This window comes from Streptomyces sp. NPDC029836, from assembly GCF_055574495.1.
Genome location: NZ_JBVHZI010000004.1, coordinates 325128 through 340473, shown reverse-complemented (window position 1 = coordinate 340473; position 15346 = coordinate 325128). Strand labels below are relative to the sequence as shown.

Genomic DNA, 15346 nt, shown 5'->3' with positions numbered 1-15346 from the left:
ACCTATCGCGGGCACCGATGACCGCATGAAATACCTCGTACGGGACAAAGTGCTCGCGATCGGCGACGACTACTGGATCGAGGACGAGGGCGGCCGGCAGGCCTTCCTCGTCGACGGGAAGGCGCTGCGGCTGCGCGACACCCTGGAACTGAAGGACCCCGACGGGCGGATCCTGATCACCCTGCGGGAGAAGTTCTTCTCGCTGCGCGACGCGATGACGCTGGAGCGCGACGACCAGCGGCTCGCCGTCATCCGCCGCAAGCGGCTCTCGCTGCTGCGCCACCACCACCGCGTGACGCTGGTCGAGGGGACGGAACTCGATGTCAGCGGCCGGATCGCGGAACGCGAGTTCAAGATCGAGTACGCGGGCGAGCTGCTCGCCCTGGTCTCGCGCCAGTGGTACCGGATCCGCGAGACGTACGCCGTCGACGTGATCCGGGAGGACGCGGACGCGGCCCTGCTGATCGCGGTCGCCGTGTGCGTGATCCGGATGTCCGAGCGGGAGGGGCAGGAAGGGCTGGACCAGCAGGAGGGGGACGACGACCGCGGGTCCCTCCGGGACGTCGCCCGGGCCGTCGTCGGCTGACCCGGGCGGGTGGGCCCCGCCCGGGCGCGGCGTCGGGGCGGGGCCTACGGAGCCCCCTCCGCGTGGTGGGCGCGCGCCGCCATGCGGCCCTGGGCGAAGGGGTCGGACTCCGGGGTGTAGGGCCCGCCGTGGGCCTCCAGGTGCTCGGTGATGCGCTGCCACTCCGCCACCACGGCCGGATCGGCGCCGGCCTCGCGGGCCGCCTCCAGGGCCTCGTGCGCCTCGTGGTGGGCCAGGCCGGTGGCCTCGGCGCACACCCCGTCCCGCGCCGCGCGCTCGGTGGGGGAGGGCTCGTGGGGTTCCCGCGCGGCCTCGACCGCCGCCGCCTGCCCCTCGGGCGCGCTCATCGCGCGCCGCCCGGGGCCCGGACGCCCAGTGCCCGGTCCTTCAGCGCCGGGAACTGCTCGCGGGTCTCGGCGACCTTCTTCGGGTCCAGGTCCACCGTGATGACGTCCTCGCCCGGCCCGGCCTCGGCCAGCACCTCGCCCCACGGGTCGACCACCAGGCTGTGCCCGGACTGCTCGACGCCCGCGTGCGTCCCGGCCAGCGCGCAGCCGAGGACGTACGCCTGGTCCTCCACCGCCCGCGCCCGGTTCAGCAGGGTCCAGTGGGACCGGCGGCGGGCGGGCCAGCCGGCGGCCACGACCATCGTCGTCGCGCCGGCGTCGACCAGGCCCCGGAACAGCTCGGGGAAGCGCAGGTCGTAGCAGGTGGAGATGCCGAGGGTCTGCTCCGGCAGGGTCACCGTCGTCAGGGAGTCGCCCGCCGACATCAGGACGGCCTCGCCCTGGTCGAAGCCGAAGCGGTGGATCTTGCGGTAGGTCGCGGCCAGCTCGCCCTTCGGGGAGAGGGTGAGGGCGGTGTTGTAGAGGGAGCCGTCGCCCGCGCGCTCCACGATCGAGCCGGCGTGCAGCCAGACGCCGGCGTCCCGGGCCGCGTCGGCCATGGACTCGTAGGTGGGGCCGTCCAACGGCTCGGCCTCGGTCTCGAACTGTTCGTAGGCGAAGGCGCCGACGGTCCACAGTTCGGGCAGCACGACGAGATCGGAATCGCTCTGATCCCGTACGAGTTCGGCCACGCGGGAGCGCCGGGAGGCCACCGACTCCCCGTCGTTCACCGCGATTTGGATCAGCGAAGCGCGCACAGTACCACCGTCCTGGCTTGTCAGCCGTCGACTCGGGCCTACGATCGTCACACGAAAGCACTGCCGGGGTGCTCACCGGCAGCGTACTTATGGGCACAGTCCACAACGCGCCACTGAACAGCACGCGAGGGGTCCCGTTGACCGTCCATCCCAGCCTCCAGCCCTATGCCGACGCGTGGACCCATTCCATCGAGGCGATATCCGAGCTGGTCCTCCCGCTGCCCGAGCGCGACTGGAACCGGGCGACTCCCTGCCCCGGCTGGTCCGTTCGTGACGTTGTGTCACACATCATCGGCATCGAGTGCGAGCAGCTCGGAGATCCCCGCCCGATCCACACGCTGCCGCGTGATCTGCGGCACGTGGTGGACGAGTTCACCCGCTACATGGAAGTACAGGTGGACGTACGCCGCCACCACACCGCTCCGGAGATGACCTCGGAGCTGGAGTACACCGTCATCCGGCGCTCGCGCCAGCTGCGCAACGAGAAGCGGGATCCGGCCACGATGGTGCGGGGGCCGCTCGGCGTGCAGGTGACGCTGGAGCAGGCGCTGCGGCTGCGCGCCTTCGACGTGTGGATCCACGAGCAGGACCTGAGGGCGGCGCTGGGCGTGCCGGGGAACTGGGACTCCCCCGGCGCGTACGTGGCGCAGGACATGTTGCTGGCCGGCCTGCCGAAGGCGATCGCCAAGGGCGCGGGCGCGCCGGCGAACTCGGCGGTGGTCATCGACGTGCACGGCCCGCTGGAGTTCATGCGGACCGTACGGGTGGACGCGGCGGGTCGGGGGACCCTGGACGAGTCCCCCTCGCTGGGCCCGGCCGTGACGCTGACCCTGGACTGGGAGACGTACGTACGCCTCGCCGCCGGCCGGGTGCGACCGCGCACGGTCGCCGACCGGGTGAAGGCGGAGGGCGATCAGGAGCTGGCCGCGGCCATCCTGGCGGCGTTCGCCGTGACGCCGTAGCGCGGGGGCGCGGTAGCGCGGGGGTGTCGGTAGCGCGGGGGTGTCGTAGCGCCTCAGACGCCCGCCGGGTCCGTGGCGGCCACGGCGGTCCGCGCGGACGGCACGGCCGCCGGGACGCGGGAGCGTTCCCGGGCGAGCGCGCGGCCCCGCAGCCGCAGGATCTGGCTGGTGCCCAGCACCTGGAGGACGAAGACCGAGGAGAAGGCGATCCGGTAGTCGTCCCCGGTGGCGTCGAGCAGCACGCCCACCGCGAGCAGGGTGGTCATCGACGCGAGGAAGCCGCCCATGTTGGTGATGCCGGACGCGGTGCCCTGCCGCTCCGCCGGGTTGGCGGGCCGGGCGAAGTCGAAGCCGATCATCGAGGCCGGACCGCAGGTGCCGAGCACCACGCACAGGGTGACCAGGAGCCACATCGGGGCCCGCTCCCCCGGGTGCAGGAGGACGGCGGCCCACAGCACGGCGGTCACGCCGACGGTCGTGAGGGCCAGCGGGATCCGCGCCCCCTGCCGGCGGCCGACGACCTGCCCGTAGACCAGCCCGAAGGCCATGTTCGAGGCGATGATCAGGGTCAGCAGCCCGCCGGCGGCGGTCCGTGACAGCCCCTGCGCCTCGACCAGGAACGGCATCCCCCACAGCAGCAGGAACACCATCGCCGGGAACTGGGTCGTGAAGTGCACCCACAGCCCGAGCCTCGTGCCGGGCTCCCGCCAGGAATCGGCGATCTGCCGCCGGACGAACCCGCCGCCCGCCCCGGCTCCCCCGGCGGACGGGCTCCCGTACCCCTCGGGCTGGTCCCGCAGGAACAGCACGAGCGGCACCAGCACCACCAGCCCGGCGACGGCGCTGCCCGCGAAGGCGGGCACCCAGCCGACGCCGTGCAGGACGGGCGCCAGCACCAGCGTGGAGACGAGGTTGCCCGCCATCCCCACCAGCCCGGCCAGCTGGGCCATCAGCGGCGCCCGCCGGGCCGGGAACCACCGGGTGCCGAGGCGCAGGACGGAGATGAAGGTCATGGCGTCGCCACAGCCCAGCAGGGCACGGGCGGCCAGCGCCATCCCGTACGACGGCGACAGGGCGAAGCCGAGCTGCCCGGCGGTGAACAGGACGGCGCCCAGCGTGAGCACCTTCTTGGTGCCGAGCCGGTCCACCATCAGGCCGACGGGTATCTGCATCCCCGCGTAGACCAGCAGCTGGAGCAACGAGAAGGTGGCCAGCGCGGAGGCGTTGACCTGGAAGCGGTCGGCGGCGTCGAGTCCGGCCACGCCGAGGCTGGTCCGGAAGATGACGGCGACGAAGTAGACGGCGACGCCGATCGACCAGATGAGGACGGCCTCCCGCCCGCCCGGCGGGTCCTTGGGGACGGGCCCCGACGAGCCCCGCGCGCAGCCGGCGGCGCTCATCGGCCCGCCCTCCGCACCAGCGCCTCGACCCGCCCGATGTGCCCGCGCACGGCGGCGGCGGCCGCCTCCGCGTCCCCGGCGCGCAGCGCGTCCAGGATCTCGGCGTGCTCGGCGAGCGTCGGGTCCATCCGGTCGGGGTGGGCGTGCAGCAGGGCGACGCCCATCCGCAGCTGCCGGTCGCGGAGCTGGTCGTAGAGGCGGGAGAGGATCGCGTTGCCGGCGTGGCGCACGATCTCGGCGTGGAAGGCACGGTCGGCGGCCATCGCGGCGGCGGTGTCGCCGGCGGCGGCCTGCCGCCGCTGCTCGGCGAGCAGGGCGGCGAGGCGCTCCAGCAGGGCGGGCGGGGCGGGCACGGCCCTGCGTACGGTGAACTCCTCGACCAGCAGCCGGGTTTCGATCACGTCGGCGATCTCCTGCGCGGAGACCGGCAGCACCAGCGCGCCCTTCTTCGGGTACAGCTTCAGCAGGCCCTCGGTCTCCAGCCGCAGCAGCGCCTCGCGCACCGGCGTGCGGGACACCCCGACGGCCTCGGCGACCTCGCCCTCGGTGAGCAGCACCCCGCCCTCGTAGCGGCGCTCCAGCACGCCCTGCTTGACGTGGCGGTAGACGCGGTCGGCCGCGGTGACGGTGGCCCGGGCGGGGGAGTCGGTCGGCATGGGCACAGCTTAGATACAACAGAGGTGCAAGCGGCGGACCGTCCGGGATGTGGACGCGGCCCGCCCGCGGCTGCATCGAAGGATGTACCGGCCGTTCGTCCACGGGCAGGACGTACGGCGCCCCGCCCGCCGGGACGCTGAAGTCATGGCCGACACCCTGACCGTCCCGACCCGGCGCGCGACCGCGCGGCTGCCCCTCCTCGACGTCCTGCGCGGCGCCGCCATCCTCGGCACGCTCATGACCAACGTCTGGATCTTCACCTCCCCCGGCGCCGAGTGGGGCGTCCTCCAGGGGGGCCTCACCCCGGTCGACCCGCTGTCCGACCCGTCCGCCGCGAACATCGCCGAAACCGTGTTCCGCGCCCTCGCCGACGGCAAGTTCCTGGCCCTGCTGACGGTCCTGTTCGGCGTCGGGCTGGCCATCCAGTACGACTCGGCGGCCCGGCGCGGCAACCCGTGGCCGGGCCGGTACTGGCGGCGGGCCGCCTTCCTCTTCGTCGAGGGCACCGTCCACTTCCTGCTCGTCTTCGCCTGGGACGTGCTGATGGGCTACGCGGTGACCGCCCTCCTCGTGGCCCGGCTGCCCGCCCGCTCCGAGAAGGTCCGGCGCCGGGCCATGTGGACGGCCGGGGCGCTGCACCTGGTGATGGTGGCGCTGCTGACCCTGGCCCTGGTGGGCGGCTCGGACGACTCCGGGGCAAGCTCCGGCTCCGGGTCCGGTGGGGTCGACCCCGAGGTCGTCGCCCTCTACGCCGAGGGGAACTGGTTCGACCAGATCGCCTTCCGGTTGCAGAACTTCGCCGCCCTGCGCATCGAACCCGTCTTCTCCTTCGGTCTGTTGGTGTTCCTCTTCCTGCTCGGGGTCCGGCTGCACCGCGCGGGCGCCTTCACCGCCGGCGACGCCGGCCGCCGCATCCGGGCCCGGATGGCCGGCTGGGGCCTGGGCCTCGGCCTGCCGCTGACCGTCGCGACCACCCTCGGCGGCGGCGACTTCTTCGCCGTCGGCCGCTACGGCGTCGCCCCGCTGGTCGCCGTCGGCTACATCGGGCTCATCGGCATCGCCCTCGACCGGCTGTGGCTGCCGAAGCCGGTGGTCACCGCCCTCTCCTCGGTCGGCCGCAGCGCCCTGTCCTGCTACGTCGCCCAGAACGCGCTCTGCGTCCTGCTCTGCTACGGCCTCGGTCTCGGCCTCGCCACCCGCTTCGCCGACGACGGGCCGTGGTGGGTGATGGGCCTGTGGGCCGCCGTCTCCCTGGTCCTGGCCCTCGGCTCGTGGCTGTGGCTGCGCCGATTCGAGCGGGGCCCGCTGGAGGCCCTCCAGCACCGGGTGCTCAGGCCGCGCCGATGACACCGGGCCGTAGGCCGGGGCCGACGACACCGGGCCCTCGGCCCCGGCCGACGGCGCCGCGTCGCCGGCACGGCGTGACGGCACCGCGTCGCCGGCACGGCGTGACGGCACCGCGTCGCCGGCCGGGCCGACGCCGCTTGGTGCTCAGGCCGGGCCGATGACCTGCCCCTCGTGCCAGCCCGCGCCGTCGCGCCACCAGTGCTGGAGCAGTCGGTCGGTGCGCAGGACGACGGCCTCCAGGTTGAACCCGAAGCTGCCCTGGAGCATCCCGGTCACGGCCAGCACGTCATGCCCGAACACCCCGCCCCGGGCCCAGCCCGCGCCGGCCGCGTTGTCCCGCCACCAGTGCTCCACCCGCCCGTCACCGCGGGCCGCGCACAGTTCGTAGTTCCCGGCGGTGCCCTCGTCCGCGGCCCCGTGCGGGCCCTCGATCAGGCACGGCGCCGAGGTGACGCCCGCGCCGAACACCTCGCCCGGCCGCCAGGCGAAGCCGTCCGCGTCGTCCCGCCACCACAGCTGCATCCGGCCGTCGGTGCGGGCGGCGACGAGGTCCAGCCGGCGGCCCCGGGTCTGGATCAGGGCCGGACCGTAGTGCGCGGTGCCGGGCGCGAACCGGCCGCCGTCGTTCCAGGTCCAGGGGGCCCCGTTGATCCGCCACCAGTGGTTCAGCCGGCCGTCGGCGGTCCGCACGACCACCTCGAAGTTCCCCGGCTTGCCGTAGTCGCTCTGGATGAACGCGGGGGTCGAGCCGACGGCCGCGTCGCCCGGTCCGAAGGCGCCGCCGTCGCGCCAGACCCGCACCGCCTGCTCGAAGTACCAGTGGCGCAACCGGCCGCCCGTCGTGACGTGCAGGGACTCCATGTTCCGGTTGTAGGTGGTGCCGGTGAAGGCGGGTTGGCCCGAGGCGTCGTGCGCGTACGTCTCGTCCCGCGACCAGGAGAACGGCGCCTCGCCCTCGCGCCACCAGTGCCGCAACCGGCCGGCGCCCGCCGTCGCGGCCATCTCGAAGTTGCGGTGGGCGCGGCCGTTGCCGCTCTCGTAGACGCTGCCCGCGTGCGACCGGCGCTTGCTCCAGGGGTCGATGTTCGTGCCGTACAGACCGCACTTCGCCCAGTCGTCGATGCCCGAATCCCCGTACGCGATCCGGCCGTAGCCGCCCACGTGGTGGTCCGTGCCCCAGGAATTGCGGAACAGCCAGCAGCCCGCCGCGTCGTCGTAGCCCACGATCAACACGCAGTGGCCGCCCGCCCGGCGGTCGCTGGTGCGGTGGTAGACGCCGGCGCCGAGCCCGAAGAAGTCGTCGTACACGTCGAAGCAGGCCGTCAGCGGGCCGACGGTGTCCAGCCAGACCTTTTGCTGCTCGACGTCCCCGAGCCGTACGGGCTCCGGGATCCGCACGGTCCGCCCCGACCGGTCCCAACTCGGCGTGTACTCCGCCCGCCACGCCTCCCGCCGCTCGGCGGGCAGCCCCGGGGGCGGCGTGCCGTACGGCCAGCAGTCCGGGTCCGCGAGGCCCCCGTTCGTACGGATCCAGTCCAGGGCGGTCTCCGGGTCGCCGCCCTGTCCGCAGGCCGACTTCATCCCGTCGTGCACGTCCCCCTCGGAACGCGCGGCCCACACCCCGTGCTCGATCCGGGCCATCGACTCCACCAGCGCGGTCGCCCCGAACACCCAGCAGGAGCAGCACGGGTTCTGGTCCTTCACCCGGGTCAGCCACGGCCGCCCCCAACGGTCGCGCCAGTCCACGGAGACGGGCCGCCCGCCGCCCGGACCGGCGTCCGCCGCGCCGGGCAGCAGCCCGTGCGCGGCCCTGCGCCGGGTCACGTCCGGATTGCCGCTCGCGTGCCCGACGAGCGCCCGCAGGTCGACGGGGCCCGCCTGCGCGGCCGGCGTCAGGTTCGCCCCCGGGTCCAGACCGAGCGCGGGCCGCGGCACGGGGTCCGCGTCCGCCAGGTGCTCGCCGACGGACCACCTCGCCCCGCACGCCGCGAGCTGCGCCCGTAGCTCCCCCACGGTCTGGACGGACTCCTGCGGCATGGCGGCCCCCCGGCTGCGACCGTTCGGATGCGAGACCCCTGAACGTCTCCCCGCCGCGGAACCCCGTCAAGGGGGTCCGCACGGTCGCTCGGTGGCACGGGGGTCGTACGGTGATCGCATGGAAGAGCCGTGCGCACGACGCCAGTTGGCGATGATCGCCGAGGTCCGCGGACTGGGCGTGGAGGTCTGGCTGCGGGGCGGCTGGGCCATGGACTTCTGGCTCGGCCGGATCACCCGGGAGCACGAGGACATCGACTGGTTCACCCGGGCGCGGGACGCCAGCCGGCTGATCGGCCCGCTCGTGGCCCGGGGGTACGAGGTCCTGCGGGCGGACGGCCAACAGCTGAACCTCGTACGCGACGGCGAGGAGCTGAGCTTCGCGCTGGTCGACCGGGACGGGGCCGGCCGGGACGTGGTGGCCGGCGGCCCCTGGGCGGGCACGCGGTGGCCGGCCGGGATGCTGGACGCGGCGGAGCCGGGGCGGCTGGGCGCGCTGGAGTGCCCGGTCGTCTCCCCGGCGGCGCAGATCGAGATCAAACGGATGACCCCGATATGGATACCGGGCCGCGCCAGGCGCCCGAAGGACGCGGCGGACGTGGCCCTGCTGGAGGCGACCTTGGCGGCCCGGGGCGCCCTTTGACACGTGCCCGCAGGGTGGCGCTGCCGGTCCGCTTCCGCGGGGTGCCCGGGGGGCGGCGCGGCGGGGGACGCGTGTCGGGCCCGGGAAGCGGGGGGACTTACGCGGGCGCGCGGGGCCTAGGCAGCAGGCGGCTACGGGCGCCGGCCACGCGGCAGGGGGACGTTGTGGGCAGGCCGGGCCCACGCAGCAGGCGACTACGCCGGCGCCCCCGGGCCCGTACGGCAGGGGGAGCATGCGAGCGTGCGGCCCGTACGGCAGGGGATCATGCGGGCGCGCCCGGCCCCGCAGCAGGCGACTACGAGGGGGCGCCGGGCCCACGCAGCAGGCGACTACGCCGGCGCCCCGGGTTCGCACAGCAGGGGGGCATGCGAGCGTGCCGGGCCCGTACGGCAGCGGACTTACGCGGGCGCGCTGCTACGGGACCGGCACGGGGACCGGGAGCGGGGGGAGGCCGGGCAGGCCGAGGCCGGTGAGGAGTGCGACCAGCGTGGCGACCAGGCTGGTCAGGACGTCGGTGGCCTTGGCCTTGGCGTCGGTCGTACAGCCGCAGGGACCCGCCGTCCTGAGGAGCCCGTCCACGGACTCCTTGAGGTTGTCGATCGCCGCCGTCATCACGTCGAGCGGCCCGGCGAAGGCCCGGGCCGGCACGGCGGGCCCCTTGGGCGCGGCGACGGGGAGCCTCGGTGCGTCCGTCGGGGCCTTCGGGGCGGCGGCGGGGAGCTGGGGCTCATCCGCCGGCTGCGTCCCGTCCGCCGGGAGCTCGGGGCCATCCGCCGGGACCTGCGGTGCGGCGGCGGGGAGCTTCCCGGCATCCGCCGGAGCCTTCGGGGCGCCCGCGGGCAACTTCGGCGCGGCCGCCGGGAGCTTGGGGCCATCCGCCGGGACCTGCGGTGCGGCGGCGGGGAGCTTCGCGGCGTCCGCCGGGAGCTTCGGGGCCGCGACAGGAAGCTTCGGGGCGTCCGCAGGCACCTTGAGCGCGTCCGCCGGGAGCTTCGGGGCGGCCGCCGGGAGTTGCGGGGTGGTCACCGGCGGGGCCGGGACGGCCGGGGTGGGTGGGAGGTTGTTTCTCAGGGTGGCGAGGGCCGTGTCGGTCTTCGACCGGAAGGCGGCCACGTCCGCCTCCGGGAGTTTGCCGTCGGGGGACGCGAGGATGGCGCCGAGCAGGTCAGTCACGGGCTGCAACACCCCGCCGATGGAGCCCAGTTGCCGGACCTGCGCGAGCAGCGCCTCGGCGTCGGGGATCGCCTTCGACCCGGCCTCGGCCGGCGCCGCGACCGGCGGCCTCGCGGGGGCGTCGGCGGCCGTCGCGAGGCCGGGGGACGCGGCCAGCAGCGCGGTGCAGAGCACTGCGGGGACGGCATAGCGGGTGAGGCGCGTGGAGCGGCGCAACGGATCTCTCCTGTCCGGCGGGGCCTACGGGTGACATGGGACGTGTCCCGCTCCACGTAGCGGCACCCCGCCGGCCCCCGCAACCGCAGCGCGTCCACCACCCCCGGGGACACGCCGCGCAACCGGCGTACGTACCGCGCTGACCTGCGTCGATGCCGTCACCCTCGGCTGATGCCCCGTCGGACTGGCCGCCCCGGCGGCGCCGGCCCGAACCCCTCAGTCGCCCCCACCCCCACCGCAGGAGCGCCCTCCGCCCGGTCCGGGCCTTGCCCATCCGGACGAGGGCCCGGCCCGGCCCGGCCGGCGCGGACTGCGCCTGCGCGAAGACCCGGCGCAGCCGGTCCTGGAGGACGGGCGGCCCGTCGAAGACGTACGGGGCCAGGTACGGCCCCACGACGTCCCGGGACGTCCGTATAGGGTCCCGGTATGACTGGCTGGACGGCGCCGAGCGCGATCGAGAGAGAACTGCACGGGGCCAGGACGCGCGGCGACTGGTCCGGCTACCTCGACACCCTCGCCCGCGCCGAACTGTTCCTCCCGCAGTCCCGCGCCCGGGTCGACGCCGATCCGGGCCGGGCCCGCTTCCACCCGTCCCCGCACGACGGCAGCCTCGCCGTGTGGACCCGGGGCATGCTGCCCGCGCCCGACGCCGACACCGTCTTCCTGCGCCAGAGCCTCGCCTGGTTCGCGAACGCCTGGGACGAACGGGACCCGGCCCACCTCGCCGTGAACCCGGGAACGCCCGCCGGGGCGTACCTGACCACCACGCCCGCCGACCGCGCCCGCTGGCGGGCTCACTGGGACGCCACCTCCGCCTGGGGTCCCGAGCCCGGCGCCGTGCACGCCCTGCACACCGGCGGGCCGTTGCACGGGGCCGTCGCGCACGGACTGGCCGTCGGGGCCCATCTCGCCGTCCTCAACGGGGAGTTCTGGAACGCCCTCGGCTACCACGGCAAGGGCTACACCCGCGAGCGCGAACGCCTGCGCACCTCCTGGGGAATCACGGACGCGACGGGCTGGTTCGACGTGTTGCGCCGCATGCAGCACGCCGAAGTCGTCAGCCCGGTCTGGGAGTTCGCCCTGCGCGTGCGCCGGATGCTCGCCTCCGACTTCGCCGGCCCCGTCGACGTCGAGCACTGGCGGCACGCCGTCGAGTACGGGCTGCGCCGCAGCGCCGAGCAGGCCGTCGAGCCGCAGCTCACCCCGGAGGGCGTGACCCTCGCGGAGCCCCGCCCGGTCGCCGAACTCGAAGGGGAGATAGCCGGCGTGCAACGGCTGATCGGCCGGATCGCCCGCTACGAACAGCGCTTCCGCGCCGACGGGCTGCTCCCCGAGGGCGGCTGGGTGCGTTCCGTCGCGGGCTGGGACCACGGCCGCGCCTCGCAGATGGCCCGCTGGGGTCTGGGCGCCCGCTACTGCACGATCGAGGACACCGAGCGGGCCGTCCTCCGGGCGGGCGAAGCGGCCCGGGGCAGCTACCGGTCCTGGGAGGAACTCTCCGCCGGGTACCTGCTCGGGCGCTGCCTGCACTTCGACGAGGAGGAGTTCGGCGAGTGGTACGCCTCCTCCCTCGCCACCCACCTGACCCTGACCACCGACCCGGCGAGCCCCTGGCTCAACATCCCCTGGCGGTAACCCGGTTCGCGCACCACCCCCCACCCGCACCGGCCCCACCCGCACCGGCCCCACCCGCACCGCGCACCCCCGAGGCGCTACGGCAGACCCGCGCGCACCGCCGACCAGGCGTCGACGGCCCGCGCCAGGGGGTCTTCGGCCGTCAGGAAGGGGCGTACGAGGACCATCCACGCGATCAGGCTCTTGATCCGGCGCAGGTGCTGGATCCGCTCCGCCGGCAGCTCGCGCCAGCCGACGGCCAGCGCGGCGGCCGCCGGCGGGGTCAGGTCGATCAGCTCCAGCAGGTCCCGGCACAGGGCCGCCGGATCGCCGCCGGGCCCGGGACCGAACCGGCGGATCAGGTAGCTGCGCACGGCGGCCAGCTCGCAGGCCCGTACGAGGTCGGGCGTGCCCTCCGCCTCGGCGCAGCGGGCTCCGGCGGTCAACGCGATCCGGCCCCAGCGCAGCCGGACCCCGTCCGGCAGGTCCTCGTCCTGCATCCGGGCCCCGGCCAGGGCCCGCAGGGGTCGTGGGTGCGGCTCCTCCAGCAGCGGCGGCCCGCCGGCCAGCCAGGCCTCCAGTTCCGCGAGGGCGTGCCCGTCGGTCGGCACCGAGGTGAGCACCTGGCCGCGGGTCAGCAGCGCGACCATGGGGCCCGTGAGGTGGACCCGCGCGACGCGGCCCCCGCCGACGGAGTGCACGGTCAGTCCGGCGGCCTCGATGCGGCGCAGCCCGAGCCGCGCCTCCCCGGCTGCGTACACCTGCCCGGGGCGGGCGGCGCCGCCCAGGCACCGCACGAGGCACACCCCGCCCGTGACGTCGGCCCGCTCGACGGAGTACACCTGCAACTCGGTGATGGGCACGCGGACCCCCTTTCCCGGGCGGAGGCTACCGCGTCGGGAGCGGGCGGTTCACACGAGCCGGAGGGGGTTCGTTCCCGCCCGGGCGGCGGGGCTCAGCCCCCCGCGGGTTCCTCCAGGACGAGGCGGATCTCGGTGACCTCGTAGCCGGCCCGGTCGAAGGCGGCGGCCATGGGGAGGTTCACCACGTCGGTGGTCGCCGTGACGCGCTCGGCGCCGGCCGCGGCGTGGAAGCGGGTGATCTCGCCGAGGACCTCGTCGATCAGGCCCTTGCCGCGCTGCTCGGGGACGACGCCGAGGTAGCCGACGTTGCGGTGGTACGGGGTCGCGGAGGGGATCGCCATCCCGGCGAGCGTGCCGTCGGGCAGGTGCGCCAGCCGCCACCAGGAGCGTTCGCCGGGGCAGTCGAGGTAGTAGGCGAAGTCGGCGCGGGCGAACTCCTCCTCCGTCATCGTGGCGAGTTCCTGCCGGGTGTTCAGGTCGAGGCTGCCGCGGGAGAGGCGGGCGAAGACGTCGAGGAACTCCTCGTCGGTGCCCTCGCGGAAGACGAGCCGGCCGGTGGGCTCCGGGGCCCCGGTGGCCGGGGTCCACTCGTAGCGCAGCCGCTCGACCTCCTGCGTCAGACCGGCCCGTCGGGCGGCCTCATGGCGCCAGGCCACGGCTTCGACGAGCGCCGGGTCGGCGCGCCAGTCGCGCGGCAGGGAGAGGTTGTACAGGGGGGCCTTGCCGAAGGCGGCGTGCCCGGCGGCCAGCAGGCCGGCGGTGAGCGCAGCCGGGTCGGCGACGTCCTCGCGGACCTGGAGGCAGTCGAGGGCGACGGGCCGCTCGCTGTCGGCCCGCCCCCACCACAGGGCGCGGGCGAGCACCTCGCCGTCGTCGTCCTCGGCGAACCAGATCCACTCGGGGCGGAACTGCCCGGCCGCGAGTTCCTCGCGGACGCGGTCGGCGGTGAGCGCCGCCACGGGGCCGTGCGCCGGGAAGGCGAGGGCGCGGTCGAGGTCGGCGGGGTCTGCGGGGTCTGCGGGGTCTGCTGTGGCAGCGCGGAATGTCATCGGGGCGATGATCACACGGCGGATCCGGTCCTGACCAGGGGTTATCCACACCGACCCGCCCCGGCGGGCGGGGAACGCGCGCCCCGGACCGACGCACCGCCGAGGCCGACGCACCGCCGAGGGCCGGCCTTCCCTGGGGAAGGCCGGCCCTCGGCGGATCGGTGCGCGCGTCCGGTCGTGGATCGGTGCGCGCCCGGTCTACGACCAGGTGATGAGCCGGCGGGGGTGTTCCAGGACCGCCGCGATGTCGGCCAGGAAGCGGGAGCCGAGCTCGCCGTCGATCAGACGGTGGTCGAACGACAGCGCCAGGGTGGTGACCTGACGGGCCTTCACCTTGCCCTTGTGGACCCACGGCTGGAGCTTGATCGCGCCGACCGCGAGGATCGCGGACTCGCCGGGGTTGATGATGGGCGTACCGGTGTCGACGCCGAAGACGCCGACGTTGGTGATGGTGATCGTGCCCTGCTGCATGTCGCCGGGGGAGGTCTTGCCGTCGCGGGCCGTGGCGACCAGTGAGGACAACGCCTCGGACAGCTCCGGCAGCGTCTTGGCGTGGGCGTCCTTGATGTTCGGGACGATCAGGCCGCGCGGGGTCGCCGCGGCGATCCCGAGGTTGACGTAGTGCTTGAGCACGATCTCCTGGGCCGCCTCGTCCCAGGACGCGTTGACGTCCGGGTTGCGGCGGATCGCCACGAGGACGGCCTTGGCGATGAGCAGCAGCGGGTTGATCCGCAGCCCGGCCAGGTCGGGATCGGCCTTGAGCTCGGTGACCAGCTTCATCGTCCGCGTCACGTCGAGGGTGATGAACTCGGTGACGTGCGGGGCGGTGAAGGCGGAGCCGACCATGGCTTGGGCGGTGACCTTGCGGACGCCCTTGACCGGGATCCGGGTCTCGCGCGCCGAGGGGTCCACGGCGACCGCGACGGCGGGCGCCGCGACGGCCTGCGCCGCCGGAGCGGCCACCGGCGCCGGGGCGACGGCCTGGGGGGTGATCGCCGCGGCGGCCGCGGCGTGCACGTCCTCGCGGGTCACGACGCCGCCCTGACCGGTGGGGACCACCGCGGCCAGGTCGATGCCGAGGTCCTTGGCGAGCTTGCGCACGGGCGGCTTCGCCAGCGGGCGCTCGCCCGTCGGCTGCGCCGGTACGGCGACGGCGACGGCGACCACGGCAGGAGCCGCGGCGGGAGCCGCCGGGGCCGGCGCGGTGCCGTTGCGGGCGGGCACGCCCTCGGCGGCCTTGCGCGGCCGGCGCTTGGTGGAGGCCGTGGACACGCCGTACCCGACGAGGACGGGCTGGCGGGCGGCGGGCTCCGGCTCGGCGGCCGCGGCGGCCTCCGAGCCCGTCGCGACGGCGGCGGCCACGGGGGCCTCGGCGGCCGGGGCCGCCCCGTCCGCACCGGCGTCGGCGCCGGTCCGCACCGAGATGATGACCTGGCCGACGTCGACCGTGGTCCCCTCCTCGAAGAGGAGGGCGTGCACGACCCCGTCGAAGGGGATCGGCAGCTCCACGGCCGCCTTCGCCGTCTCGACCTCGCAGACGACCTGCCCGTCGGTGACGGTGTCACCGGGCTGGACGTACCACTTGAGGATCTCGGCCTCGGTGAGGCCCTCGCCCACGTCGGGCATCTTGAATTCGCGGATCGTCATCGGGGCACTCC

The 15346-nt window shown here is 75.0% G+C and carries 14 protein-coding genes; 5 read left to right on the top strand and 9 right to left on the bottom strand.

Annotated features, from left to right (window positions below; genetic code table 11):
- Positions 1 to 25 precede the first annotated feature (25 nt).
- Positions 26 to 586 carry an LURP-one-related/scramblase family protein gene (locus ACZ4XJ_RS15250; protein WP_362875213.1) on the top strand — a complete coding sequence of 187 codons (561 nt, stop codon included), beginning with the start codon at positions 26 to 28 and terminating at the stop codon, positions 584 to 586.
- A 44-nt stretch (positions 587 to 630) separates the two neighbouring features.
- On the opposite strand, the gene ACZ4XJ_RS15245 is transcribed toward ACZ4XJ_RS15250, so the two are convergent.
- Entirely contained in the window at positions 631 to 933 is a 303-nt protein-coding gene (locus ACZ4XJ_RS15245) for a hypothetical protein (RefSeq protein ID WP_468496428.1), read from the bottom strand.
- A complete protein-coding gene (locus ACZ4XJ_RS15240) occupies positions 930 to 1730 on the bottom strand; it encodes a carbon-nitrogen family hydrolase (RefSeq protein ID WP_362875211.1) in 801 nt (266 codons plus the stop codon). The genes ACZ4XJ_RS15245 and ACZ4XJ_RS15240 overlap by 4 nt, the downstream gene beginning before the upstream one ends.
- Before the next feature lie 137 nt (positions 1731 to 1867).
- Here ACZ4XJ_RS15240 and ACZ4XJ_RS15235 point away from each other — a divergent pair, with 137 nt between their 5' ends.
- Positions 1868 to 2692, top strand: coding sequence for a maleylpyruvate isomerase family mycothiol-dependent enzyme (locus ACZ4XJ_RS15235; RefSeq protein ID WP_362875210.1), 825 nt, complete (start codon positions 1868 to 1870; stop codon positions 2690 to 2692).
- A gap of 53 nt (positions 2693 to 2745) precedes the next feature.
- Here ACZ4XJ_RS15235 and ACZ4XJ_RS15230 read toward each other — a convergent pair whose 3' ends face one another.
- Complete coding sequence (locus ACZ4XJ_RS15230; RefSeq protein WP_468496427.1) at positions 2746 to 4092, bottom strand: MFS transporter; 1347 nt, start codon at positions 4090 to 4092, stop codon at positions 2746 to 2748.
- The gene (locus ACZ4XJ_RS15225) at positions 4089 to 4748 is read right to left on the bottom strand and encodes a GntR family transcriptional regulator (protein WP_468496426.1); all 660 of its coding nucleotides are present in this window, start codon (positions 4746 to 4748) and stop codon (positions 4089 to 4091) included. The genes ACZ4XJ_RS15230 and ACZ4XJ_RS15225 overlap by 4 nt, the downstream gene beginning before the upstream one ends.
- A gap of 145 nt (positions 4749 to 4893) precedes the next feature.
- Between ACZ4XJ_RS15225 and ACZ4XJ_RS15220 the strand changes: the two genes are divergently transcribed.
- Positions 4894 to 6096 (top strand): DUF418 domain-containing protein, encoded by a 1203-nt coding sequence (locus ACZ4XJ_RS15220; protein WP_468496425.1) that lies wholly within the window; start codon positions 4894 to 4896, stop codon positions 6094 to 6096.
- A gap of 144 nt (positions 6097 to 6240) precedes the next feature.
- Here ACZ4XJ_RS15220 and ACZ4XJ_RS15215 read toward each other — a convergent pair whose 3' ends face one another.
- Positions 6241 to 8133 (bottom strand): C1 family peptidase, encoded by a 1893-nt coding sequence (locus ACZ4XJ_RS15215; protein WP_468496424.1) that lies wholly within the window; start codon positions 8131 to 8133, stop codon positions 6241 to 6243.
- Positions 8134 to 8251: 118 nt separating this feature from the next.
- Between ACZ4XJ_RS15215 and ACZ4XJ_RS15210 the strand changes: the two genes are divergently transcribed.
- Complete coding sequence (locus tag ACZ4XJ_RS15210; RefSeq protein WP_468496423.1) at positions 8252 to 8773, top strand: nucleotidyltransferase domain-containing protein; 522 nt, start codon at positions 8252 to 8254, stop codon at positions 8771 to 8773.
- A gap of 414 nt (positions 8774 to 9187) precedes the next feature.
- On the opposite strand, the gene ACZ4XJ_RS15205 is transcribed toward ACZ4XJ_RS15210, so the two are convergent.
- The gene (locus ACZ4XJ_RS15205) at positions 9188 to 10162 is read right to left on the bottom strand and encodes a hypothetical protein (RefSeq protein ID WP_468496422.1); all 975 of its coding nucleotides are present in this window, start codon (positions 10160 to 10162) and stop codon (positions 9188 to 9190) included.
- Positions 10163 to 10588: 426 nt separating this feature from the next.
- Between ACZ4XJ_RS15205 and ACZ4XJ_RS15200 the strand changes: the two genes are divergently transcribed.
- A complete protein-coding gene (locus ACZ4XJ_RS15200) occupies positions 10589 to 11797 on the top strand; it encodes a DUF1266 domain-containing protein (protein ID WP_362875202.1) in 1209 nt (402 codons plus the stop codon).
- Between the two features lie 77 nt (positions 11798 to 11874).
- Here the strand turns inward: ACZ4XJ_RS15200 and ACZ4XJ_RS15195 are convergent, their stop codons facing one another.
- The 3 genes from ACZ4XJ_RS15195 to ACZ4XJ_RS15185 form a co-directional block, all read right to left on the bottom strand.
- Positions 11875 to 12639: a hypothetical protein gene (locus tag ACZ4XJ_RS15195; protein WP_362875201.1), complete on the bottom strand. Its 765-nt coding sequence runs from the start codon at positions 12637 to 12639 to the stop codon at positions 11875 to 11877.
- Positions 12640 to 12731: 92 nt separating this feature from the next.
- Positions 12732 to 13688, bottom strand: a complete 957-nt coding sequence (locus ACZ4XJ_RS15190) for a GNAT family N-acetyltransferase (protein WP_468496421.1) — start codon at positions 13686 to 13688, stop codon at positions 12732 to 12734.
- A gap of 198 nt (positions 13689 to 13886) precedes the next feature.
- The gene (locus tag ACZ4XJ_RS15185; protein WP_468496420.1) at positions 13887 to 15335 is read right to left on the bottom strand and encodes a dihydrolipoamide acetyltransferase family protein; all 1449 of its coding nucleotides are present in this window, start codon (positions 15333 to 15335) and stop codon (positions 13887 to 13889) included.
- Between the last annotated feature and the right edge of the window lie 11 nt (positions 15336 to 15346).